Raw genomic sequence first — 21,167 nt, forward strand, 5'->3', positions numbered from 1 at the left:
TGTGCAACTGTGTCGCAGCTGACGGAAGTCGTGTTACGCACATTTATCGCTCTGTTGGTTTTAATGGTTTTGGCCCGCGCTATGGGAAGGCGGTCGGTGGCACAGCTTACGTTGTACGACTACGTCGTCGGGCTCGTAATCGGCGACATCGGCGCCGCGGTTGCCGTAGACAGGGCAATCCCGGTGATCGAAGGAGCGGTGAGTCTGGTCGCCTGCACTGTCTGGATTCTCATCTTTAATTTCGCAATGTTGCATAATGTGCCGGCCCGGAAACTGATAGAGCCGGATCCGGTAATGGTCATCTACAACGGGCGGATCCTGGAGAATAACCTAAGCAAGACCTACTACACGGTCAACAATCTCCTTGAGCTGCTTCGCGAGAGAGAAATTTTTGATCCTGGCCGGGTATCCCTGGGAATTATTGAATCCGACGGGGAACTGAGCATAGTGCAAAAAGACCGGGCCGGTGAAAATACCGAGACGTTTCATGTCCATATGTCCGGCCGGGCGCTGGTGATCGACGGGCGAATCATCGATAGGGCTTTTGAACACCAGGGTCTTAGCAAAGACTGGCTTTTGGATAATATCGCCAGGCGCAATATAGGATTAGAGGAAGTAATGGTTGCGGTTGTTACTCCGGAAGGAAAGTTATATATCGACACCAGAGACGACAGAGTGGGAACGTAATCTTAAAACAAGGTTGTCTGCCCGGATGAGTAGACGCATTCTCTGCAGCATAAGCGAATAAATGTATGCGAAGCGCGAAAGAATAAAGTAAACAAATGGGCTATATGGAATTGTTGGGCAAAGTAAACGGGCTCGAAGTAGATGGAGGATGATATGATTCCGATTGATTTCGACTATTACCGTCCGGACACTGTGGCGGAAGCGACTAAGCTTTACCACGACCTGGCCGCGGCCGAAAAGCGGCCGCTGTACTACGGCGGCGGAACGGAGATCATTACCATGGCCAGGGCTTACAACCTCGACACCGGGGCGGTGATCGACATCAAGGGGATCCCCGCATGCTCGGAACTGGGTTTCGCCGCCGGCAAGCTCGCAATCGGGGCCGGTGTAACCTTGACCCGGATATCGGAAGCAAAATTGTGGAGTTTTCTTGCCAAAGCCGGCGGACGTATCGCCGACCATACAACACAAGGCAAGATCACCCTTGGCGGGAACATCTGCGGCACGATTATCTACCACGAAGCATTGTTGCCGCTGCTGCTCACCGATTGCGAGGTAGTGGTCGCCGGAGAAAAGGGAGAAAGGCGGGTTTCCATCCATAAGGTGTTTGACCAAAGACCCCGCCTCGAAAAAGGCGAGATGGTCGTTCAATTCCTGGTCGAAGAAGAATTTCTAGACCTGCCGTACGTACATGTGAAGAGAACCAAGAGTGAGAAGATCGATTACCCGCTTGTTTCGTTCGCCGCATTAAAAAATAAAGACGAGGTTAGGGTGGCGTTTAGCGGGGTTTGCGCTTTTCCCTTTCGGTCGGCGGATATTGAACGCATAATAAACGAGAAAGGCACGGCGCTGGAGGAGCGTGTGCGCAGGGCGGTCAGAAGCGTGCCGGCCCCGCTGCTGAACGATGTGTCCGGATCGTCAGGATACCGGGAATTCGTTTTGGCCAATACGCTCCAAAACACCTTGACAGCATTTGAAGGTAAGGAGAGTGCTTAGCATTATAGGCAAGAGTGTTATCGAACTCAATGTCAACGGCGAGATACGTAGTGCCGTCGCCCGTCCCGCCGACGTATTGCTCCACGTTCTCCGTGAGCAACTCGGATTGACCGGAGCAAAACCCGGCTGCGAGAACGGGGATTGCGGCGCATGCACAGTATTGGTGGACGGCTGGCCGGTCAAGTCGTGCCTTATGCTTGCGGCTGAAGCCGTCGGCCATGAAATCGTTACGGTCGAGGGGCTAAAAAACGCTCCCATTCAACAGGCATTCGTAGAAAACTGGGCTTTTCAGTGCGGCTATTGCACCTCAGGCTTTCTTATGGTTTGTCACGCTCTCGCCACGCTCCATCCCGAGGCGGAAGACTATGTAATCGAAGAATGGCTGCAGGCGAATGTCTGCCGCTGCACGAGCTATGACGAAATAAAAACGGCCATTGCAGCCGTTCTGAAGAGTACATCTTCCTAGGGGAACAGCGAAAATGCCGGTCGTTCGGGATATTGGATCGGTGTCGAAAAACGACCGATGTGAATAACGTTTAGGATTCGGAGTGAATGCTATGCCGGTAAAAGACGTCAACAGGAAAATCGACAAGGACATTGAGGTGAATATTAGTTATCTAAAAGAGTTGTTAGGCGTAGGGGAAACTTTCGATATTAACTTCCGCGAGTTCAGGGTCGGTCACCGGAAGGCAGCGTCCTTTTCCGTGAACGGTATGATTAATGACGTGCTGGTAACCAATATATTTCAGGATATGATGGTCTTCTGCCAGGAAGAGATGAATGTCAATACTCTCCAAAAATTGCTGCACTCAAGGGTGACCCACACACAGGCCAAACTGCTCGATAACATGCATGACGCGCTTATAGGTCTGCTGGCCGGGGAGATTATCTTTTTCGTCGATAAAGAGGAAGAGGTTTTGGTTATTGACGCCCGCGGCATTCCCCACCGATCTCCCTCCGAGTCGATGATCGAGAAGGTGACCCGCGGCTCGCGGGATTCCTTCGTTGAGATTCTGCCCTTTAACACCACCCTGATTCGCCGCCGGTTGCGCGATCCCGGGCTCAGGTTTGAAACAGTCAAGGTTGGGGCCCGTTCACAGTCCGATATAGCCATCGCTTATATAAAGGATATCGCCGACCCTAGCATTATCGAAACAGTGAAAAGACGCCTGAAAAGTATCAGTATAGATGGCGTGCCGATGGCCGAAAAGGCCATTGAAGAATTCATTCTGCGCGGCAATCGCTGGAATCCGCTTCCCAGGGTACGGTATACCGAGCGCCCTGACGTAGTTGCTGTGCATCTTTTGGAAGGGCACGTCTGCGTGCTTGTGGATACTTCACCCCATGTAATGATTTTGCCGACGACCTTTTGGCATCATGTCCAGCATGCCGAAGAGTACCACCAGAACCCCACCATCGGATCGTATCTGCGACTAATCCGGCTTTTTGGCGTTATGCTGTCGTTGCTGCTGCCGCCGCTGTGGCTGAGTATTGTTTTTCAACCAGGACTGTTGCCTGAGACGCTGGCGTTCTTGGGGCCACGTGATCCAGGAATCATTCCGCTTGGCTTTCAGTTCATTCTGGCCGAAATTGGTGTTGAACTTGTCCGCATGGCCACAGTCCATGTACCATCGTCCCAGGCTACCGCACTGGGCTTCATCGGCTCCTTCATGCTGGGTGAGTTCGCCACCAAAGTGGGGTTGTTCGGCAACGAGGTAATCTTCTATACGGCGATCGCTGTGGTGGGAGCTTTTGCCACGCCGAGTGTCGAACTTGCGATGGCAATGCGATTCTTTCGTTTGGTCCTGCTTCTTTTGGTAATGATGTTTAAGTTGCCGGGCCTGCTCATTGGCCTGTTGGCGCTATTTTGGCTGTTCGTTACCACGAAGTCTTTTGAATACCCTTACTTGTGGCCGCTGCTACCGTTCAATTATCAGGCTATGAAAGACGTTCTCCTGCGTTTGCCGATGCCGCTGAAGGTGTTGCGCCCCGCCTTGCTGAAGCCTATGGATAAAGACCGGAGGGACGACAACTAGGCGGTTTTTCCCCGGAACCGGGGATCCCACCGTTGCAATACTTTGGGGATTACTGCGGCCAGTGGCTGTTGATACAGAATAAGCAGCATAATCGGTATTGCCGAGGCGGGGGGGAAGTATGTAAGGGCGATTACTAAGCCAAAGCTGATATTTCGCAGCCCGACATTGTATATCATAGTCAGCGTCATCCCCGGCGTGCGGTCCCGCAGAATAAATGCGCCGAGATAACCGGCCGCGTATCCGGTCAGCGACATCAGGAAAGTAACCACGGCCATCTTAAAAAGGGCAAGGTTCCAGGAAAGTTGAGGGCTGATTACAGAAGAATTTATTAAAATGACGATGAAAAAGGCTAATTTGGACAATGTCGCCCCGATTCCCTCGCCTAAGGGAGCAGATCTGCCGCGTGTAAAGTCGTAAATAGCCATGCCGATTATACTTGGGAGCGTAACCATAAGCATTAGCTGTATTACCAGATTCCAGTAATTTATCGCTACGAGCTGCCCGATAACCACATTGAAGTAAAGCGGTAAAATGACCGGGGTGGCAACAGCGTCCAGGGTAACCGCCGCTAGGGACAGATTGAGGTCGCCTTTCGTCATTGCCGTCCAGACTACGGAAGTCACTCCTATGGGAATGGCGGCGGCGACGAGATAACCCAGGCGTACTTCGGTTTCTGCAGGGTAAATGACCGCGCTGATGCCCCACACGATAGCAGGAGTGACAATATGTATCAGCGCCAGGGACCAGAGCGGAATCCACGGTTTTAGCAACGAACGGCCGAACTTCCCAAGGCTCGTCGTAATAGATGTGGCAAAGGTCATGTATGCGAATAGGTATACAATGACCTTTTTCAGCGCCGGACTATCGGGAAGCCTTACAAAAAAACCGATTGCCAGGGCCACTAGGACAAGAAGAAACATATGGCTATCAAGCCATTTGTTAAGTTTCTGCATGACACATCTCCTCAAAAATACAGGTAACCCGAAAACGTATGGCGAGCGCCATACGTTTTTCAGCTACCGACTATCGTGCCCCCGTTGGGATGTAGTACCTGCCCCGACATATAACCGGAATCAGCCGAGGCGAGGAAAACATAGCAGGGAGAGATGTCTGACGGCTGCCCCGCCCGCTTCATCGGAGTATCCTGGCCAAATATAGTTACCTGGTCGGCTGGAAAAGAGGAGGGGATGAGCGGCGTCCAAACAGGTCCGGGGGCCACCGCGTTGACACGGATGTCCTTGCCCTGTTTCATCAAAGAAAGAGCGAGAGAGCGCGTAAAGGCGACCACCGCTCCTTTTGATGCCGAATAGTCAATAAGCTGCTCGTTACCCTGGTAAGCGGTCACGGAGGCGGTGTTGATTATCGTTCCACCGTTTTGAAGATGGGCGAGGGAGGCTTTGGTCAGATAAAAGTAGGCGAATATATTAGTCTTAAAGGTTCTTTCAAGCTGCTCGGCGGAAATGCTTTCCAGACCCGGCTGGACATGTTGCTCGGCTGCATTGTTGACGAGTATGTCCAACCGACCGAAATCTTTCACCGTCTGTTCGACGACCTGGCGGCAAAACTGCTCGTCTCCCACGTCGCCGGCGGTTACCAGGCAACGTTTGCCGACCTGCTCCACACCGCGTTTTGTTTCGGCGGCGTCGTCGTGTTCGTTGAGATATACTACGGCGACGTCCGCTCCCTCCCGGGCGAACGCCAGGGCAACCGCCCGGCCGATGCCGCTGTCGCCGCCGCTTATCAGGGCTACTTTTCCTTGCAGTCGCCCGCTGGCCCGGTAGTCCTCACGCATCGATACGGGGCGGGGGTTCATCACCGCTTCGATTCCCGGCTGCCGGTCCTGGTGCTGGGGTGGAAAGCTCTGCACTGGACTATTTTGCGGACTCATCTCATCGACCTCTCTTTGGCGTGACCTGGTTGGTAGTATTGCCCGAGAGACAGACGGCTAATCCGGATAGCGTTAATCTTTACCGCCGGAATAGCCGTGTATAAAAGCTTACCGCTGGAAACGATACTAACCTTGGAGGGATGCTATATGCCGGATAAAGAGAATCAGGGAGGTTCATCCCAAAGTTCGCGGGAGTTAGCGGGCAACACAAACAATAACGATCAACAAGGAGTTCAGAGCCCCAGCGGCGGACAGCAGTCAACCGGTCAGGGGCAAAATAAGGCAAGCCAGGAAGTACCGCTTACGGCCGAGCAGCAGAAGGCTGCCCAAGCCATCCAAAAGCAGATCGAGGCTTTCGAAAGCATGCTTGGTCAAAAATCGAATTCCGAGCTAAAGGAAATCGCCACTAGGCTTGAAACCGTTGAACGGGAAATGTTGCTGGAAAAAATCGACCAGCAGCTACAGACCATGAAAGAAACGATCGTCAAACCCGGCGACGCTGCCGCCAGTGCCGCCGCCGCCGGCGCGGCGACGGTGGTTCTCAACGAATCACCGACTTGAGTTGAGTTAAGAAGGTTCAGTCATGGTACACCTGATTATCTCTGTAATTATTTTCAATTTAGTGGCATGGCTGATTCCCAAGAGAATAACACGCGATGAAATGCTGGCAACATCGCTTTTCGCCCTTCAGCTCGAAGCCGAAGCTGACATTTACCTCGATTTAAAGTACCGGCTGTACGGTTATTTTAACCCCGGCCCGGACTGGCTTGCCCTTGTCCCGATATACGGAATTTTCCCGGCAATCACGATCGTCTTCTTAAATTACTACCCCTTTACGGGGAAAAAGTCTGAAAAAGCGATCTATATCGCGGCTTGGTCGCTTTTCTCGGCGCTTTACGAATGGAGCGCGGTCTACGCTGGATGGTTTTTTTATAGCGGCTGGAAGACCTGGTATTCGGCACTTTGTTACCTGCTTATATTTTTTCTGCTGATAAAGTTTCATGACTTAGTCAGATGGCTCAAGCGAGGCAAATGATGCCTTAAAGGTTCATCGGGACAGGTAGGTCGAAAAAAATGTCGCCCGGTCTGAGATTCACAGACCGGGCAGTTGTTTTCTTGCTCGCCGCGTGGAGGATATGGAAGCTTGCTTCTTGAATTCTAAGAGACAGTAAGAGAGTCGTGTGGGCAGGGGGGGCCGGTATGACAGGAAAAATACTCATCGTTGACGACGAAGAGAATATCCGCCAACTTGTGAAGTATAATCTCGAGAAGGAGGGCTTTTCCTGCCGTGAAGCCTCGGACGGACAAGCTTGCCTCGATATTGTCCGCCGGGAACGTCCGGACCTGATCGTGCTGGACATCATGCTGCCCGCGAAGGATGGCCTTGAGGTCTGCCGCATCCTCAAATCCCAGCGAGCCACGGCGGGGATACCGATAATCATGCTCACCGCCAAGGCAGAGGAAGTCGACACCATCTTGGGATTGGAGATGGGGGCCGACGATTACATAACCAAACCCTTTAGCCCGCGGGAGCTTACCGCGAGGGTAAAAGCCGTGCTCCGCAGGTCTCAGAAAGAGCCGCTGCAGGCAGATGAACTTTCAGCAGGCCAGGTCAGGCTGAATCTGCTCCGCCACGAGGCTTTTCTCGGCGACGAGCGGCTTGAACTTACACCGAAGGAGTACGAACTACTGAAACTTCTCCTCGCCAATGCCGGGAGGGCTTTTTCCCGCGACCAACTGCTGGAGACGGTATGGGGGTACGAATATGCCGGGGATTCCAGAACGGTCGATGTGCATATCCGTCACCTGCGGCTCAAACTGGCGGGTGCTCCCGATGTCGCGCAGGCCATCGAGACTGTGAGGGGAGTTGGGTATCGTCTTGCCGAGCTTTGATCTGTAAGCCTACCATCTTTTTCAGTGGTCCGGCAATAAAGACTGCGTCGCTGGCGGCTTTCGACACGTCCAAATAACGGGACGATAGGCGGGGTAATTTAGGACGAAAGTCCTGATAAAAAATTGACTATGTTGTCTTGACAATGTAAAATGAAACCACAATGAAATATTGAGGCAAACCTACCGAAAGATAGGGACGCAAAGCCATGGGTCTAAAGCTGCCGCCAGGCGGCTACGATTGCCAGGTTGCCGTTTTACCGACACTATTGGTCAGGGTTTTGTCCTGGCTTGTTTTTTTGCGCTATACCCTGGCTTTGAATGGGGGCGGCTTCAGTGATAAAACACAGGTTTTTGCTCGCTACAATCACGGCTGTGATCGCCGGTACAATCGCTCTGGCCGGGTGCGCGTCCCCGCAGGACGGCGGGTCGCAGGCCCAGTCCTTGTCTCACCCGGTAAAGCAGAAAAAGTATAAGGTTTTCCATGTCATGAGCTATCATTCGCCGTGGGAGTGGACGGATACACAGTTCGCCGGCTTCAAAGACGCCCTCAAGGGGCTTGATGTGGAATACCGGGTTTACCAGATGGACGCGAAAAACAGGAGTTCCGCCGAATGGCTGCAGCAAAGCGGCCGGGAAGCGGAGAAGCTGATCGCCGCCTGGCAGCCGGATCTCGTATATACCAGCGATGATGAAGCCCAGAAGTACGTTACCAGCCGTTTTGCCGGCGGCCCGATCCCCTTTGTCTTCAGCGGGGTTAACAAATCGCCGCGAGAGTACGGATTATCGGGCAGTAGGAATGTTACCGGCGTTTTAGAGGTAGAACATTTCGTGGAAAGCGCCGCCCTGTTTCACAGGATCGTGCCTAACGCGGTAAAGGTGGCAGTGGTTTTCGACGATGCTCCCATTTGGGAAGCTGTTGGCAAGAGAATGAAGGACAGGGTCGGCGAAGTACCGGGGCTAGAGTTCGTAACCTGGGACACGATTCACACGTTCGCCGCGTATCAGGCGAAAATCAAAGAATACGAACAGCAGGTCGACGGCATTTGCCTTGTCGGCATATTCAACTTTAAGGATGAGCGCGGCCACAACGTCCATTATCGCGACGTGCTCAAGTGGACTGCAGAGAATAGTCGTCTGCCGGATTTCAGCTTCTGGCTCGACCGGGCTAATTTTGGCACTCTGTGCGTAGTATCGGTATCCGGCTACGAACAGGGATTAGCCGCAGGCAGGATCGCCCGGGAAATTCTTGTGGACGGCAAAATACCGGCCAGCATTCCCATTGCGCCTACAACAAGGGGGCAGGCGGCTATCAGCTTGGCACGGGCGAAGAGTCTCGGCCTGAAAATCGACAGCAAGGCGTTGCTGAGCACCAAGGTTTTCAGCGCGTACGGGTGGCGGTGATATGGCAAAAACCCTGCAGACGAAAATAACGCTGATCCTGTTGGCGGTATTCCTGCTGACGCTCTCCGTAAACGTGTTCATTACCGGCAGGATTTTTCGCGCCGAGTATACCGGCGCGGTCGAAGGCGAATTGTTCGCCGTCGGGCAGGGGCTTAAAGTCCAGGTGGAGCGGCTGTTGGGCTATGGTCTGCCGTTTAGCGACATAGTCGGTTTCGACGAGCTATGCACCGAGGTAGTAAAAAAGTATCCGGATATTACCTACGCAGCGGTTGTGGATACCAATGGCGCGGTGCTGTTTCACAGCAATAACTCCGACGGACGCATCGCGAGCTACGAGCCGGAGCTTAATCGCGCCGTCGGCCATAATAAGGAAAGTGTTGTCAGATATAGTGACGGCGGCAGGGAGATGTTCGGCTTCGTCGTTCCGGTCGCCGAGCCGGACGGACGTCACGTCGGGGCCGTCGTGCTAGGCTATCCGGAAGAAAATATCGCCGACAAGGTCGCCGCACTCACCGGCCAGAATGCGGCGGTATCCTTTCTGCAGTTCGGAGTCGCCCTGGTGATGCTCGGCCTGTTTCTTTCCCTGTGGGTAACGAAGCCGCTGGTCAAGCTGCAACGCGCTACCGAGAACATCGTGGCCCAGGGCACGGAAGCGTTTCAGCCGGTCGAAATCCGCTCGCAGGACGAGATCGGGCGCCTGGCGGACTCGTTTAACGAGATGGCCGCCGATCTGCAAAAAACCACCGTCTCAAAAGCGCGGCTGGAAGAAGCGCTTAGTCAACTGCAACATGCCCAGTCCCAGCTCGTCCAACAGGAAAAGCTGGTCGGCATCGGCCAACTGGCGGCCGGCGTCGCCCATGAAATCAATAACCCGATGGCATATATCATCAGCAATCTCGAAAGTTTACGCCATTATACCGCCAGGCTCAAGCAGTTTGTGGCGCTTCAGGAAGCCGCGCTGGCCGACTTGGCAAAGGCCGGCGGAAATAAGGCCGCGGCGGCGGAGGTAATAACGTCGGTCGATGATGTCAGGCGGTCGATGAAAATTGACCATGTCCTTGGCGACACCGAAGAGCTTATTAGGGAGACCCTAGACGGCGCCGCCAAAGTAAAACATATCGTCCAGGATCTTCAGGGGTACGCCAGGTCGGATCAGATCAGAAAGATGGCGAATATCAATGACGGCATTGCGGCTACCGTCAATGTTACCGGCAACGAACTCAAAAACGTAGCCGTCGTCAGCCTGGACCTGGGGGAGCTCCCCCTGACCAGGTGCAACCCCGGGCAGCTTAATCAGGTGTTTATGAACCTATTGGTCAATGCCGCTCAGGCAATCGACGCATTCGGCGAGATTCACATCAAGACCTGGGCGCATAAAGATAACATCTTCATCAGCATCGCAGACAGCGGTCGTGGCATTGCGGCGAAGCATATGAACAGGATTTTCGAACCGTTTTTTACCACCAAAGAGGTCGGCAAAGGGACGGGATTGGGCCTTAGCGTCTGTTACGACATCGTCCGCAACCATGGTGGCGTAATCAAGGTTGAGAGTGAGGAAGGAAAGGGAACTACAGTCACCGTCGTACTTCCCGTTGTTCGCAAATAATTAGTGCCGGAGGCAAGGATGCCCCGGGCAAAGCGCGGCCGGAGGTGCTGTGAAAAAAGTAACTCCTGATTTAATTCCTGACTCGGTATCTTCTATATGGGACATATTGCCCTACCCCTTGTGTTAACAGACCTTTAAAATAGGACTTAAGTACTATATATAGCTTCAAAAATGGGACTTTTGTTTCATAAAAAATTCTTTTATAACACTTTATAATAAAAGAAGGCAAACTCTGACAAAGTACGACAACTTAGGTGGGCTATCGCAGGAGTACGCAAACGACACCTGCGCAGCAAGGGAACGAATGGGGTAGCTACTTTCGGGAGGAGAATATGGCGAGCCAGGATAAAATTCGTTCGGACATCAGAACTGCCTTACCCGGCGCGGAGGAATTTATTGTCGATAGTTTAGTCTCGAAGGTGGAAGAGGAGCTTAAAGACATCTGTCGCTCGCGAAAAATGGGCCGACGTCGGCAGAAGGTCGCCATCGAAAGAATAATAAACCATGAAGAACTGGCCGCGCTGGGGCTGAGATAGCGCGCTGCCGATTGAAACTGAACGGCAACCTGTATCTATAGGGAGGTGGTTGTCATTTCTTCTTTATCAGACACGCAATTTGCCGATATTGTAGCCGAGTACAAGGGTCTGGTCCGTGCGATGGCCAAGAAGTTTTACTTTCCTGGCAGCGATCGCGAAGATGTTATCCAAGAAGGAATGATGGGGCTTTATAAAGCAGCCCTTGCTTATAAGCCGGACGGCAGAACGTCGTTCAGAAGTTTTGCCGCGATGGTTATCAACCGTCATCTGATAACTGCGCTCAAGACGGCGCGGAGGGGCAAGGCACTGGTGCTTACCAGCGCCGAAAGGCTCGAAAACCGAGTGCAGGAAGACCGGTACGCCCATATAAAGGAAGTCGGGGAAATTATCCCCGGAGCGGCGACCGATCCTTTGGCGACGATTATCGCCGAAGAAGAAGCGGCAACCTTTATCCGCAGACTGAAAAAGGTGCTTTCCCCCCTGGAGATGGAAGTTTTGCAATGCCGCCTCGCCGGGTATACAATCCAGGAAACGGCCGCGACGCTGGCGCGGTCGCCTAAGGCTGTCGATAATGCTTTGACGCGGATCAAGAATAAATTCCGGGTAGAGACCGAAATTCTTAAAAGGGCGATCGGTCAGTAATCTCGTCTCAGCGACATATATTTGCGGTACTAAAGGCCTCTGCAAAGAGGGCTTTTTGTCTATTACACAGAAATATTTTTTCGTAGAAATCTTTTCTGGCGGACTAATTCGCCAGGCGTACAGGAGGAATAATAAATGGAGAATAAAGGCGATCTTCTGGAAAAAGGCGCTATACTGCAGCGGGACAAGGAAACGTACGCAATTGCCCCCCATATTCCCGGCGGTATTATCCTCGACTTCAGTCTGTTGCGCAAAATCGCCGACGTTGCCGAGAAATACGGCGCCAAAGCGGTGAAGCTTACCAGCGCACAACGCGTGGCCATCGTCGGCATCGCCGACGACAAGATCGACCAGGCCTGGGCCGACCTCGGCACTCCGAAAGGCGCAGCCGTGGGACTGTGTGTTCGCAGCGTAAAGATTTGTCCGGCGATGCATTTTTGCCGGATGGCCCAGCAGGATGCCGTGACCCTCGGTTTGGAGCTCGACAAGCGCTACCACGGCATGGAGCTTCCCTCGAAGTTCAAGATGGGTGTCTCCGGCTGCCCAAATTCCTGCAGCGAGCCGGGAATAAAAGATTTAGGCATCATGGGCACACCCAAGGGATATACTGTTATGATCGGCGGCAATGCCAGCGCCAGGCCTCGACTTGCCGACATCCTGGCCCAGGGTGTTCCCCAGGAGGAAGTGTTGCCTCTCGTCGATAAGATCATCGCCTATTATAAGGCCAACGCCAACAAATACGAGCGACTAGGCCGGATGCTCGACCGTATCGGCCTGGAAAAGGTCAAACAGGATCTGTTGGGGTAGGCGGGAGGTTGACTATGACGGAATTTGAAGGCAACAAGCCCAATGTTGACCCCAAGGCGTTTATCGCCGAAGGAGCCCGGGTGATCGGCAAGGTTACGCTGCAAGAGTTCAGCAGCGTCTGGTTCAATACCGTCGTGCGAGGCGACGTCAACCGCATTGAGGTCGGCCGCTACAGCAACGTGCAGGATAACAGCGTCATTCATGTCGCCGACAACTATCCGGCCATCATCGGCGACTTTGTCACTATCGGCCATAATTGTGTAATCCATGCGGCAACAGTTGAGGAACACTGTCTGATCGGCATGGGGGCGGTAATTCTCACCGGAGCCGTTATCGGTAAAGGCAGCATCGTCGCCGCCGGGGCCGTGGTCAGGGAGAACCAGGTGATTCCGCCTTATTCCCTGGTCGTCGGTTTGCCGGCCAAGGTGATAAAAACTATCCCCGACGAGTGGCCGCGCATCCATGCTCAAGCGGTTAAATACAAGACGCTGTGGACGCAGCGCTACGGCATCCTCCCCGATGCCGGCGGCGAAGTGTACAAGGGCGAGAAGATTATCTAGATAACGACACTGCAGAGCGGCAGAAGGGGTCTTAAAGCAGAGCCCTACTGCCGCTTTGCCGAGAGAGGGATGGCACATGCCGCGCACCAAGCGCCAGAGGACGCTCCGCCTGGTCGAGAAAGGAGTCCTGATATTTGTCGGCTCCATCCTGACAGCCGTTGGGCTGGAGATTTTCCTCGTCCCCAATCAGATCATCGACGGGGGTATCATCGGTCTCGCTATTCTGCTCAGTCATCTGACAAACACACCGCTTGCCGTCCTGATCGTCGTCCTCAACCTCCCTTTTCTTTATATCGGCTACAAGCAGATCGGCAAGACCTTCGCCATTTCCACCGTCTTCGCCGTCGTATCCCTGGCCGGTTGGGTGGCGTACTTTCGTCCCGTTCCCGAGCTAACGCACGACCTTTTCCTTGCCGCCGTCTTCGGCGGGATAACCGTCGGCGTGGGAGTGGGCCTGATCATCCGCTACGGAGGGTCGCTCGACGGCACGGAAATCATTGCTATTATTCTTGATAAAAGGACCGGCTTTTCGGTCGGCGAAGTGGTAATGTTCATCAACCTCTTCATCCTTTCCGGAGCCGGGTTCGTATTTTCCTGGGACAAGGCGATGTATTCGCTGGTTGCCTATTTTGTCGCCTTCAAGGTCATCGATATTACCATCGAGGGCCTTGACGAGACAAAAGGGGTAATAATCGTTTCCGACAATCCCGACGAAATTGCCGAAACCCTTCTTGCCCGTCTGGGTAGGGGCGTGACGGTGCTGCACGGTGCCGGCGGGTTTACCGGCGAGCCTAAGAAGGTCCTTTACTCGGTTGTCACCAGGCTGGAAATTGCCAAGCTTAAGTCGATCATCTATGAAAAAGACGAAAATGCGTTCGTCACGGTACAGGATGTCCATGAGGTGATCGGCGGCAGGGTCAAAAAGAAAGCCATCCACTAACCTCGGGCCGCAGCGGAAAAGGATGCGGCAAAATTGCGCCCGAAAAGAGGATTTGGTGATAACAGGAAAAATATATATGTATGGGTTTCCGGAAAACCGGCCCAGGGAGGGAATCTAAGCGACTGGAGGGGGGAAGGGAAGGGGATTTACGGGGTTTTGGTAAACCGGAAAATAGTCAGGAGGGATATCATGCGTACAAAATGGTTGGCATTAGTTTTGGCAGTTGTTTTTGCCGCCGTTGTCGCCGGTTGCGGCGGCTCATCGGGCGGCGCTGATGTAATCAAGATCGGCCAGACGGTTGCGCTGACCGGCGACAGCTCGATGTGGGGCCAGTCGGAAAAGAACGCCCTGGAAATGGAAATCGCCAAGATCAACGCTAAAGGCGGGGTGCTGGGCAAGAAGCTCCAGCTTGTCGCTTACGACAACCGCGCTGACGCCACCGAGGCGGTCAACATCGCCAAACGGCTTGTCGGCGAAAAGGTCGTCGCCATTATCGGCCCCGCCCAGAGCGGCGTCGCCATCGCCACAACCTCGGTTACCGAACCGTCAAAGGTGCCGTTCATCGCCACCACCGCTACCAATCCTAAGGTTACGGTTGACGACAAGACCGGCAAGGTCAGGAACTATGCGTTCCGCACCTGCTTTATCGATCCCTTCCAGGGAACGGTGGCCGCCCAGTTCGCCGTCAAGGACCTGAAAGCCAAGACAGCGGCTGTCATTTATGATGTCGGCTCCGACTATTCCGCCTGGCTGGGCAAGTATTTCATCGAAGAGTTTCAGAAGCAGGGCGGCAAAATTATCGCCAATGAAGCTTTCCGTACGGGCGAGCTCGACTTCCGCGCCATCCTCGGCAAAGTGAAGGGCTCCAGCCCTGACGTCCTCTTTATCCCGACGATGCAGAAAGAAGCGGCTCTCGTTATGAAACAGGCTGCCGACCTCGGCATCAAGGCCAAATTCCTCGGCGGCGACGGCTGGGGCAGCCCGGACCTCGTAACCCTCGGCGGCTCGGCTGTGGAAGGTTCGTATTTCGTTAACCTGGCCAGCTTGGACGACCCCGACATCCAGTCGTTCATCAAGGAATACAAGGAAAAATACAAGAGCGACCCGGTTATGCCCAACCCGGTAATGGCTATTGACGGCTTGTATGCCATTGTCGACGCCCTCAAGAAGACCAACAGCACCGACCCGGCGAAGATCGCCGAGCAGCTCGCGAAAACCAAGGACCTGCAAGCGTTGAGCGGCAAGCTTACCATCGACCCCAAGACCCACAATCCGCTCAACAAACCGGCGGTCATCCAGGAAGTCAAAGGCGGCAAGTTTGTATTCAAGGCCAAGTTTGTCACCCAGTAACACCGATATGGGGCGGTGCGGGCCGAAGGCCCCCGCCGTCCCTGTTTTTTTCGGCTGGGCAAGTCTCATATTAAGGAGCGGGCGCCTATGTTCATCCAAACGCTAGTGACCGGACTCGCTATCGGCGGCATCTACGCCCTGATGGCGGTAGGATACTCCCTGGTATTCAGCATCCTCAACTTCAGCAACTTCGCATACGGTTCAATCATCATGCTCGGCGCGTACATCGGTTACTATGTTTTGATGCATATGGGCGTCCCTCTGGCGCTGGCCGTTCTCCTTTCCATCGCCGGGGCTGCCGTGCTCTGCTTCGTCAACGAGCGGATGGCCTACAGTACGCTGCGCAAGCGCAACGCCTCCTCGCTCTACTTCATGATCAGCGCCATGGGGACATCGATATTCCTCGAAAACCTCGTTTATGCCACAATCGGCTCGCGTTTTTACGCCTTCCCCGAAGTTCTCACTCAGCAGAACGTCTCCTTCGGCGGTGTATCGATCGGCCTTCTGGACGTATTCGCTATCGTCTTTTCGGCTATCGCCATCTACGGCCTGCACTACTTCCTCCAGAACAGCAAGACGGGCATCGCCATCCGGGCGGCGTCTTACGACATGCAGGTCTGTCAGCTAAACGGCGTCAACGTCAACAAGGTAATCGGCTGGGTATTTCTGCTCGCCGGGGGCTTGGCCGGCATCTCCGGCATGTTCCTGGGAATGAAGTACATGGTATATCCCACCATGGGCTGGATAACCAACAAAGCATACATCGCCGCCGTCATCGGCGGCCTCGGCAGCCTCCCTGGGGCGGTCGTCGGCGGACTCATCCTCGGGGTGCTGGAGACCTTCGTATCCGCCTATGTGTCGTCGGTCGTCCGCGATGTTTTCAGCTTCTCTCTGCTTGTCGTTCTGCTCCTGGTGCTGCCGACAGGCCTGTTCGGCAAATTTCTCGAGGAAAAGGTGTAACCGGCCATGCTCGATTATGTCAGTGGCATCATAACCTTCAGCCTGATCTACGTCATCGCCACGGTGGGGCTGGCCGTCTTCACCGGGTTTACCGGTCTTTTCTCCCTCGGCCACGCGGCCTTTTTCGCCATCGGCGCCTACACGGCCGGCATCCTTACTTACTTTTACGATGTGAATTTCTGGGCGGCGCTGGCAGCCGGCATTGCCTCATCCTCGCTGGTCGGCTTGTTCATCGGCTACCCGACGCTTAAAGCCAAGCTCCGCAGCGACTACTTCGCCATCGCTACCCTCGGCTTCGGCGAGGCGGTGCGGGTGCTGCTCGAAAACCTCGATATCACCCAGGGGGCTCGCGGTCTCCCCGGCATCGCCAACGAGACAACCCTGCCGGTAGTAATCCTTCTGACCGTACTCGTTTTGTGGGTGGCCCGCAACTTCGTCCACTCCCGCTACGGGCGGGCGGCCATCGCCGTCCGCGAGGATTTCGTGGCCGCCGAGATGATGGGCATCAACCTGTTCCAGGTAAGGATCCGGTCGCTGGTATTCAGCGCCGGTTGCGCCGGCTTGGCCGGCGGCCTGTTCGCCCATTACGTCTCCTTCATCCAGCCGGGCATGTTTACCGCCGCCCTCTCCACCCAGCTGACCGCCAGCGTCGTTGCCGGAGGCATGGGCAGCATCACCGGGCCCACGGTGGCTGCGGTGCTGTTCGTCGCCGTGCCCGAGGCGCTCAGGATGGCAAGTATGTGGCGGCTTGTGGCCTACGGCTTCCTGCTGGTGGCGATCATGGTCTTCAGGCCCCAGGGACTGTTCGGCTTCCGGGAAATTTCCTGGCAAAGCTGCGTCCGCTGCTTCCGCAGAAAACCGGCCGCCGCCGGAGAGGGGGCAGGACGGTGAGCATGCTCGAACTGACAGGGGTCACCAAAAAATTCGGCGGTATCGTCGCCTGCAAAGACATCAGCTTTTCGGTCGCCCCGGGGCAGGTCGCCGGCCTCATCGGCCCCAACGGCGCTGGCAAGACGACCGTGTTCAACCTTATCACCGGCGTATACGCACCCACAGCCGGAAGCATAACCTTCGCCGACCAAGACATCACCGCCATTCGCCCCGACAAGGTAGTGGCGCACGGCATAGCCCGCACCTTTCAGAACATCCGCCTGTTCCGCAATCTGACGGTGCTCGACAATGTCCGGATCGCCGTCGACAAAGAGGTCGACTACGCCCTTGGCGAAGCGTTGGTGCGGTCGCCGCGGGTGAAGAACTTAGAACAGGAAATCTGCGCGTTGGCGATGGAACGACTTGAGGAAGTCGGCCTGGCGGATAAGGCGGATGTGCGGGCCGACAGCCTGCCGTACGGTCTGCAGCGCAAGCTCGAAATCGCCCGCGCCCTGGCCCTCCGGCCCAGACTGCTGCTCCTTGACGAGCCGGCCGCCGGCATGAATCCCGAGGAGTCGCTGGAACTCGCCGGGCTGGTGCGCACCCTTCACGCCCGCCACGACTTGACCATCCTGCTCATCGAGCATCACATGGACGTGGTGATGGAGCTGTGCGAGCGGATTTTCGTCCTCGACTTCGGCGTCAAACTGGCGGAAGGCACGGCCGAGGAGATCCAGACCAATCCTGATGTGCTGCGAGCCTACCTCGGGGAGGGATACAAACGTGTTAGAAGTCAGTAACCTTAATGTCAAGTACGGCCAGATACACGCCCTCCGCGACGTCAGCCTGTCGGTGCAGCCCGGCCGCATTGTGGCCGTCATCGGCGCCAACGGCGCGGGCAAATCCACCCTGATGATGACGCTGGCCGGCCTGCTGGCCCCCGCCTCCGGGCAGGTAACCTACGAGGGGAGACCGGTACCCGCCAAAGCATACGAAGTGCTTGCCAGGGGGATCTGCCTGGTTCCCGAGCGCCGCCGCCTGTACGCCAACCTGACGGTAAAGGAAAACCTCCTTATGGGGGCGTTCCTTCGCAACGACAATGACGGCATCGAGGCCGACCTGGAAAAAATGTACGCCTTGTTTCCCATCCTGCGGGAACGGCTGAAGCAATACGCCGGCACGCTGTCCGGCGGCGAACAGCAGATGGTCGCCATCGCCCGGGGGCTGATGTCGCGTCCCAAACTATTGCTGCTCGACGAGCCGTCGCTGGGGCTGGCGCCCCTTCTCGTGGAAAATGTTTTCAAGACGATCCGGGAGATCAAGGCCCGGGGCACGACCATCTTGCTCGCCGAACAGAACGCCTTTCAGGCCCTGGAGATGGCCGACGACGCCTTTGTCCTCGAGACGGGGCGCGTATTGCTGACAGGCGCGGGCAGCGACCTGATCGCCGACCCCTTGGTGCGCAAAGCGTACCTGGGCATAAAAGGCTAGGGAAACGATAAACAGGGGAGATTCGCGATGAAACTCGAAACATTGCTTGTTCACGGCGACGAAGGCGACCCGGCGACCGGGGCGGTGAGCACGCCCATCTACCAGGCGTCGACTTTCAGGCAGCACACCGTCGGCCAGCAGGGCGGCTACCAGTATTCGCGGGGTTCAAACCCTACCCGCCATGCGCTTGAGGAGCAGATGGCCCTCCTGGAGGGCGGCAGCCGGGGCTTCGCGTTTGCTTCGGGCATGGCGGCGATGACGGCCGTCCTGCACCTTTTCAAGGCCGGCGACCACATCGTCGCCAGCCAGAACCTCTATGGGGGCACCTCGCGCGTTCTCGACCGGGTACTAGGCCGCTTCGGCCTGTCGGCCAGCTACGTGGAATTCCGCGATCTGGCAGAGATTGCCGCCGCCATCACCCCGGCGACAAGGGCGCTTATAATTGAAACTCCGTCCAACCCTACCCTGATGGTGACCGACATTGCCGCCGTCGCTGCCTTAGCCCACGAACGGGGGCTGCTTGCCATCGCCGATAACACCTTCATGTCCCCTTACCTGCAGCAGCCGCTGTCCCTGGGCGTGGATATCGTCGTTCACAGCGCCACCAAGTTCATCGGCGGCCATAGCGACGTGCTCGCCGGCGTGGTGGTCGTCAAAGACGGAAAACTGGCGGAGGAACTGCATTTCGTCCAGAACGCCACCGGCGGCGTTCTCGGACCTCAGGACTCCTGGCTGCTTCTCCGCGGCCTTAAGACCCTCGGTGTGCGCATGGACCGCCAGGCGGCCAACGCCCGGGCCGTGGCCGAGTGGCTGCGGGGCCGGCACGAGGTGCATAAAATTTATTACCTCGGCTTTGCCGATCATCCGGGGCACGACCTCCACTTCCGCCAGGCGAGGGGCACCGGCAATGTCGTCTCCTTCGACCTGGGCGACGGCGACTTCGCCCGCGGTTTTTTGTCCCGGACCAAGCTATGCGTTCTCGGCGACAGCCTCGGCGGCGTGGAGACGCTCGTCAACCTGCCGGACGTTATGTCCCACGGGTCTGTGCCGAGCGCGCGCAAGCTGCGCATGGGGGTTACAACCAGTTTGATAAGACTGTCGGCGGGAATCGAGCACCCGGATGATATAATTGCCGATTTGGAACAAGCGCTTAAACAGTAGGCTTATCAAAAATATTTTGGAAGGTTGATTTTTGTGCCGACTGACTTCTATAAATACCATGCTCTCGGCAACGACTACATCGTCATCGACCCAAATAAAAGCGCGCTAGCGCTGTCGGAAGAAAACATCCGCCTGATCTGCCATCGCAATTTCGGCGTCGGTTCGGATGGCATCCTTTTCGGACCGCTGCTGGAAGCCGGGGGGATGAGACTAAGGATACTCAACCCCGACGGCAGTGAGGCGGAAAAAAGCGGCAACGGAATTCGCATCTTCTCCCGCTATCTTGTGGAAGCAGGCTATGTTAAGGGCAAAGAGTTCTCGCTCATAACCGCCGGCGGAACGGTTGCGGTCGCGGTGCTCGACGGGGTCGGCGGCTTAATAAAGGTCGACATGGGTGCAGCCAGTTTCAGCAGCGCCGACCTGCCGGCTAGCGGTCCGGCGCGCGAGATCTTCGGCGAGACGCTCGCCCTGGGCGAAGCGGAGTACACGATCAACTGCGTTTCGATGGGCAATCCCCATTGCGTCATTCCTCTTGACGATATTTCCCGGGAAACAGCCGAACGGCTCGGACCGCTCGTCGAAAACCACCCGCTTTTCCCGCGGCGGACCAACGTTCAATTTCTCAAGGTAATCGACCGGGCCAATATCCGCATCGAAATCTGGGAGCGGGGAGCAGGATACACCCTCGCCTCCGGAAGCAGCAGCTGCGCCGCGGCCAGCGTCGCCCACCGGCTGGGGCTTACCGGGCCGGAGGTCAAGGTTCATATGCCAGGCGGGGTCATCGATATCGACATCCGGCCGGACGGCCACGTTTTCATGACCGGGCCGGTCACCGGCGTGATGACCGGGTCGTTTGCCCCCGACCTTCGCCGCCAGGTCGGACTTGGGGCCGTTAAGCAGTGATTACCGTAGCGCCGCTCGCGGAGAGCGACTTGCCTGCGCTGATCGCCCTATTTGCCGAACTGACCGATGAGCTCACCGATTATGCGCCGATGGCGGCCAACTTCCGCGCCATGTCTGCCGGCGACAGTTACATTCTGCTTGGGGCAAAACTGGAGGGTGAACTCGTCGGCTTTGTTATGGGCATAATTTGCCTCGATATCGTTGGCTGCTGCCGGCCCTTTTTGGTGGTGGAAAACGTCATCGTCGCAAAGGCGGCGCGGCGCCAGGGGGTGGCCCGGCGGCTGTGGGACGAACTGGAGGCCGAAGCCCGGCGACGAGGCTGTTACTACGTCTTCCTCGTATCGGTCGACTGGCGGGAGGATGCTCACCGTTTTTACGCCAGCGTGGGCTTCGCTCCGGATAAGTATAAAGGCTTTAAGAAATATCTAGACAGATAAAAG

Annotated in this window: 24 protein-coding genes and 1 riboswitch; of the genes, 22 read left to right on the forward strand and 2 right to left on the reverse strand. The window is 55.8% G+C overall.

Going from position 1 to position 21,167, the window contains the following annotated elements:
- The first annotated feature begins 96 nt into the window (after positions 1-96).
- The 4 genes from Q4T40_19375 to Q4T40_19390 all read left to right on the forward strand — a co-directional run bounded on the left by Q4T40_19375 (position 97) and on the right by Q4T40_19390 (position 3,719).
- Positions 97-687 carry a DUF421 domain-containing protein gene (locus tag Q4T40_19375; protein MDT8903397.1) on the forward strand — a complete coding sequence of 197 codons (591 nt, stop codon included), beginning with the start codon at positions 97-99 and terminating at the stop codon, positions 685-687.
- Positions 688-840: 153 nt separating this feature from the next.
- On the forward strand, positions 841-1,683 hold the full coding sequence (locus Q4T40_19380; protein MDT8903398.1) for an FAD binding domain-containing protein: 843 nt from the start codon (positions 841-843) through the stop codon (positions 1,681-1,683).
- The gene (locus tag Q4T40_19385) at positions 1,676-2,149 is read left to right on the forward strand and encodes a (2Fe-2S)-binding protein (GenBank protein ID MDT8903399.1); all 474 of its coding nucleotides are present in this window, start codon (positions 1,676-1,678) and stop codon (positions 2,147-2,149) included. Before Q4T40_19380 ends, Q4T40_19385 begins: the two co-directional genes overlap by 8 nt.
- A gap of 91 nt (positions 2,150-2,240) precedes the next feature.
- Entirely contained in the window at positions 2,241-3,719 is a 1,479-nt protein-coding gene (locus Q4T40_19390; protein MDT8903400.1) for a spore germination protein, read from the forward strand.
- On the opposite strand, the gene Q4T40_19395 is transcribed toward Q4T40_19390, so the two are convergent.
- Both Q4T40_19395 and Q4T40_19400 read right to left on the reverse strand, forming a co-directional pair.
- On the reverse strand, positions 3,716-4,672 hold the full coding sequence (locus Q4T40_19395; GenBank protein MDT8903401.1) for a bile acid:sodium symporter family protein: 957 nt from the start codon (positions 4,670-4,672) through the stop codon (positions 3,716-3,718). The two genes, Q4T40_19390 and Q4T40_19395, sit on opposite strands and share 4 nt — an antisense overlap.
- A 59-nt stretch (positions 4,673-4,731) precedes the next feature.
- Positions 4,732-5,607: an SDR family oxidoreductase gene (locus tag Q4T40_19400; protein MDT8903402.1), complete on the reverse strand. Its 876-nt coding sequence runs from the start codon at positions 5,605-5,607 to the stop codon at positions 4,732-4,734.
- A 147-nt stretch (positions 5,608-5,754) separates the two neighbouring features.
- Here Q4T40_19400 and Q4T40_19405 point away from each other — a divergent pair, with 147 nt between their 5' ends.
- The 18 genes from Q4T40_19405 to Q4T40_19490 all read left to right on the forward strand — a co-directional run bounded on the left by Q4T40_19405 (position 5,755) and on the right by Q4T40_19490 (position 21,164).
- Positions 5,755-6,168, forward strand: a complete 414-nt coding sequence (locus tag Q4T40_19405; protein MDT8903403.1) for a hypothetical protein — start codon at positions 5,755-5,757, stop codon at positions 6,166-6,168.
- 22 nt (positions 6,169-6,190) lie between these two features.
- Positions 6,191-6,643: a CBO0543 family protein gene (locus tag Q4T40_19410; protein ID MDT8903404.1), complete on the forward strand. Its 453-nt coding sequence runs from the start codon at positions 6,191-6,193 to the stop codon at positions 6,641-6,643.
- A 164-nt stretch (positions 6,644-6,807) separates the two neighbouring features.
- The gene (locus Q4T40_19415; GenBank protein ID MDT8903405.1) at positions 6,808-7,500 is read left to right on the forward strand and encodes a response regulator transcription factor; all 693 of its coding nucleotides are present in this window, start codon (positions 6,808-6,810) and stop codon (positions 7,498-7,500) included.
- A 163-nt stretch (positions 7,501-7,663) separates the two neighbouring features.
- Positions 7,664-7,754: riboswitch (cyclic di-GMP riboswitch) on the forward strand.
- A 79-nt stretch (positions 7,755-7,833) separates the two neighbouring features.
- The gene (locus Q4T40_19420) at positions 7,834-8,901 is read left to right on the forward strand and encodes an ABC transporter substrate binding protein (GenBank protein ID MDT8903406.1); all 1,068 of its coding nucleotides are present in this window, start codon (positions 7,834-7,836) and stop codon (positions 8,899-8,901) included.
- Position 8,902: 1 nt separating this feature from the next.
- Positions 8,903-10,507, forward strand: coding sequence for an ATP-binding protein (locus Q4T40_19425; protein ID MDT8903407.1), 1,605 nt, complete (start codon positions 8,903-8,905; stop codon positions 10,505-10,507).
- Positions 10,508-10,839: 332 nt separating this feature from the next.
- A complete protein-coding gene (locus tag Q4T40_19430) occupies positions 10,840-11,043 on the forward strand; it encodes a hypothetical protein (protein ID MDT8903408.1) in 204 nt (67 codons plus the stop codon).
- A gap of 45 nt (positions 11,044-11,088) precedes the next feature.
- A complete protein-coding gene (locus Q4T40_19435) occupies positions 11,089-11,685 on the forward strand; it encodes a sigma-70 family RNA polymerase sigma factor (protein MDT8903409.1) in 597 nt (198 codons plus the stop codon).
- Positions 11,686-11,820: 135 nt separating this feature from the next.
- A complete protein-coding gene (locus tag Q4T40_19440; GenBank protein ID MDT8903410.1) occupies positions 11,821-12,492 on the forward strand; it encodes an NAD(P)/FAD-dependent oxidoreductase in 672 nt (223 codons plus the stop codon).
- 14 nt (positions 12,493-12,506) lie between these two features.
- The gene (locus Q4T40_19445; protein ID MDT8903411.1) at positions 12,507-13,052 is read left to right on the forward strand and encodes a gamma carbonic anhydrase family protein; all 546 of its coding nucleotides are present in this window, start codon (positions 12,507-12,509) and stop codon (positions 13,050-13,052) included.
- Positions 13,053-13,128: 76 nt separating this feature from the next.
- Positions 13,129-13,992: a YitT family protein gene (locus Q4T40_19450; GenBank protein ID MDT8903412.1), complete on the forward strand. Its 864-nt coding sequence runs from the start codon at positions 13,129-13,131 to the stop codon at positions 13,990-13,992.
- A 189-nt stretch (positions 13,993-14,181) separates the two neighbouring features.
- Positions 14,182-15,342, forward strand: a complete 1,161-nt coding sequence (locus Q4T40_19455; GenBank protein ID MDT8903413.1) for an ABC transporter substrate-binding protein — start codon at positions 14,182-14,184, stop codon at positions 15,340-15,342.
- A gap of 87 nt (positions 15,343-15,429) precedes the next feature.
- On the forward strand, positions 15,430-16,302 hold the full coding sequence (locus Q4T40_19460; protein ID MDT8903414.1) for a branched-chain amino acid ABC transporter permease: 873 nt from the start codon (positions 15,430-15,432) through the stop codon (positions 16,300-16,302).
- Between the two features lie 6 nt (positions 16,303-16,308).
- The gene (locus Q4T40_19465) at positions 16,309-17,193 is read left to right on the forward strand and encodes a branched-chain amino acid ABC transporter permease (protein MDT8903415.1); all 885 of its coding nucleotides are present in this window, start codon (positions 16,309-16,311) and stop codon (positions 17,191-17,193) included.
- A complete protein-coding gene (locus tag Q4T40_19470) occupies positions 17,190-17,972 on the forward strand; it encodes an ABC transporter ATP-binding protein (GenBank protein ID MDT8903416.1) in 783 nt (260 codons plus the stop codon). Before Q4T40_19465 ends, Q4T40_19470 begins: the two co-directional genes overlap by 4 nt.
- On the forward strand, positions 17,920-18,663 hold the full coding sequence (locus tag Q4T40_19475; protein MDT8903417.1) for an ABC transporter ATP-binding protein: 744 nt from the start codon (positions 17,920-17,922) through the stop codon (positions 18,661-18,663). Before Q4T40_19470 ends, Q4T40_19475 begins: the two co-directional genes overlap by 53 nt.
- Positions 18,664-18,690: 27 nt before the next feature.
- Positions 18,691-19,824 (forward strand): PLP-dependent aspartate aminotransferase family protein, encoded by a 1,134-nt coding sequence (locus Q4T40_19480; GenBank protein ID MDT8903418.1) that lies wholly within the window; start codon positions 18,691-18,693, stop codon positions 19,822-19,824.
- A gap of 33 nt (positions 19,825-19,857) precedes the next feature.
- Positions 19,858-20,727: a diaminopimelate epimerase gene (gene dapF / locus Q4T40_19485; protein ID MDT8903419.1), complete on the forward strand. Its 870-nt coding sequence runs from the start codon at positions 19,858-19,860 to the stop codon at positions 20,725-20,727.
- Entirely contained in the window at positions 20,724-21,164 is a 441-nt protein-coding gene (locus Q4T40_19490) for a GNAT family N-acetyltransferase (protein MDT8903420.1), read from the forward strand. Before dapF ends, Q4T40_19490 begins: the two co-directional genes overlap by 4 nt.
- The last annotated feature ends 3 nt before the right edge of the window (positions 21,165-21,167 follow it).

The sequence above is a fragment of the Selenomonadales bacterium 4137-cl genome, assembly GCA_032334055.1.
In the GTDB taxonomy this organism is placed as follows: Bacteria; Bacillota; Negativicutes; order Sporomusales; family UBA7701; genus Anaeroselena; species Anaeroselena agilis.

Coding starts and splice junctions, on each gene's coding strand:
- Q4T40_19380 (MDT8903398.1), top strand. CDS start 841: ATGATTCCGATTGATTTCGACTATTACCGTCCGGACACTGTGGCGGAA.
- Q4T40_19390 (MDT8903400.1), top strand. CDS start 2,241: ATGCCGGTAAAAGACGTCAACAGGAAAATCGACAAGGACATTGAGGTG.
- Q4T40_19395 (MDT8903401.1), bottom strand. CDS start 4,672: ATGCAGAAACTTAACAAATGGCTTGATAGCCATATGTTTCTTCTTGTC.
- Q4T40_19400 (MDT8903402.1), bottom strand. CDS start 5,607: ATGAGTCCGCAAAATAGTCCAGTGCAGAGCTTTCCACCCCAGCACCAG.
- Q4T40_19405 (MDT8903403.1), top strand. CDS start 5,755: ATGCCGGATAAAGAGAATCAGGGAGGTTCATCCCAAAGTTCGCGGGAG.
- Q4T40_19410 (MDT8903404.1), top strand. CDS start 6,191: ATGGTACACCTGATTATCTCTGTAATTATTTTCAATTTAGTGGCATGG.
- Q4T40_19415 (MDT8903405.1), top strand. CDS start 6,808: ATGACAGGAAAAATACTCATCGTTGACGACGAAGAGAATATCCGCCAA.
- Q4T40_19425 (MDT8903407.1), top strand. CDS start 8,903: ATGGCAAAAACCCTGCAGACGAAAATAACGCTGATCCTGTTGGCGGTA.
- Q4T40_19430 (MDT8903408.1), top strand. CDS start 10,840: ATGGCGAGCCAGGATAAAATTCGTTCGGACATCAGAACTGCCTTACCC.
- Q4T40_19440 (MDT8903410.1), top strand. CDS start 11,821: ATGGAGAATAAAGGCGATCTTCTGGAAAAAGGCGCTATACTGCAGCGG.
- Q4T40_19445 (MDT8903411.1), top strand. CDS start 12,507: ATGACGGAATTTGAAGGCAACAAGCCCAATGTTGACCCCAAGGCGTTT.
- Q4T40_19450 (MDT8903412.1), top strand. CDS start 13,129: ATGCCGCGCACCAAGCGCCAGAGGACGCTCCGCCTGGTCGAGAAAGGA.
- Q4T40_19455 (MDT8903413.1), top strand. CDS start 14,182: ATGCGTACAAAATGGTTGGCATTAGTTTTGGCAGTTGTTTTTGCCGCC.
- Q4T40_19460 (MDT8903414.1), top strand. CDS start 15,430: ATGTTCATCCAAACGCTAGTGACCGGACTCGCTATCGGCGGCATCTAC.
- Q4T40_19465 (MDT8903415.1), top strand. CDS start 16,309: ATGCTCGATTATGTCAGTGGCATCATAACCTTCAGCCTGATCTACGTC.
- Q4T40_19475 (MDT8903417.1), top strand. CDS start 17,920: ATGTGCTGCGAGCCTACCTCGGGGAGGGATACAAACGTGTTAGAAGTC.
- Q4T40_19480 (MDT8903418.1), top strand. CDS start 18,691: ATGAAACTCGAAACATTGCTTGTTCACGGCGACGAAGGCGACCCGGCG.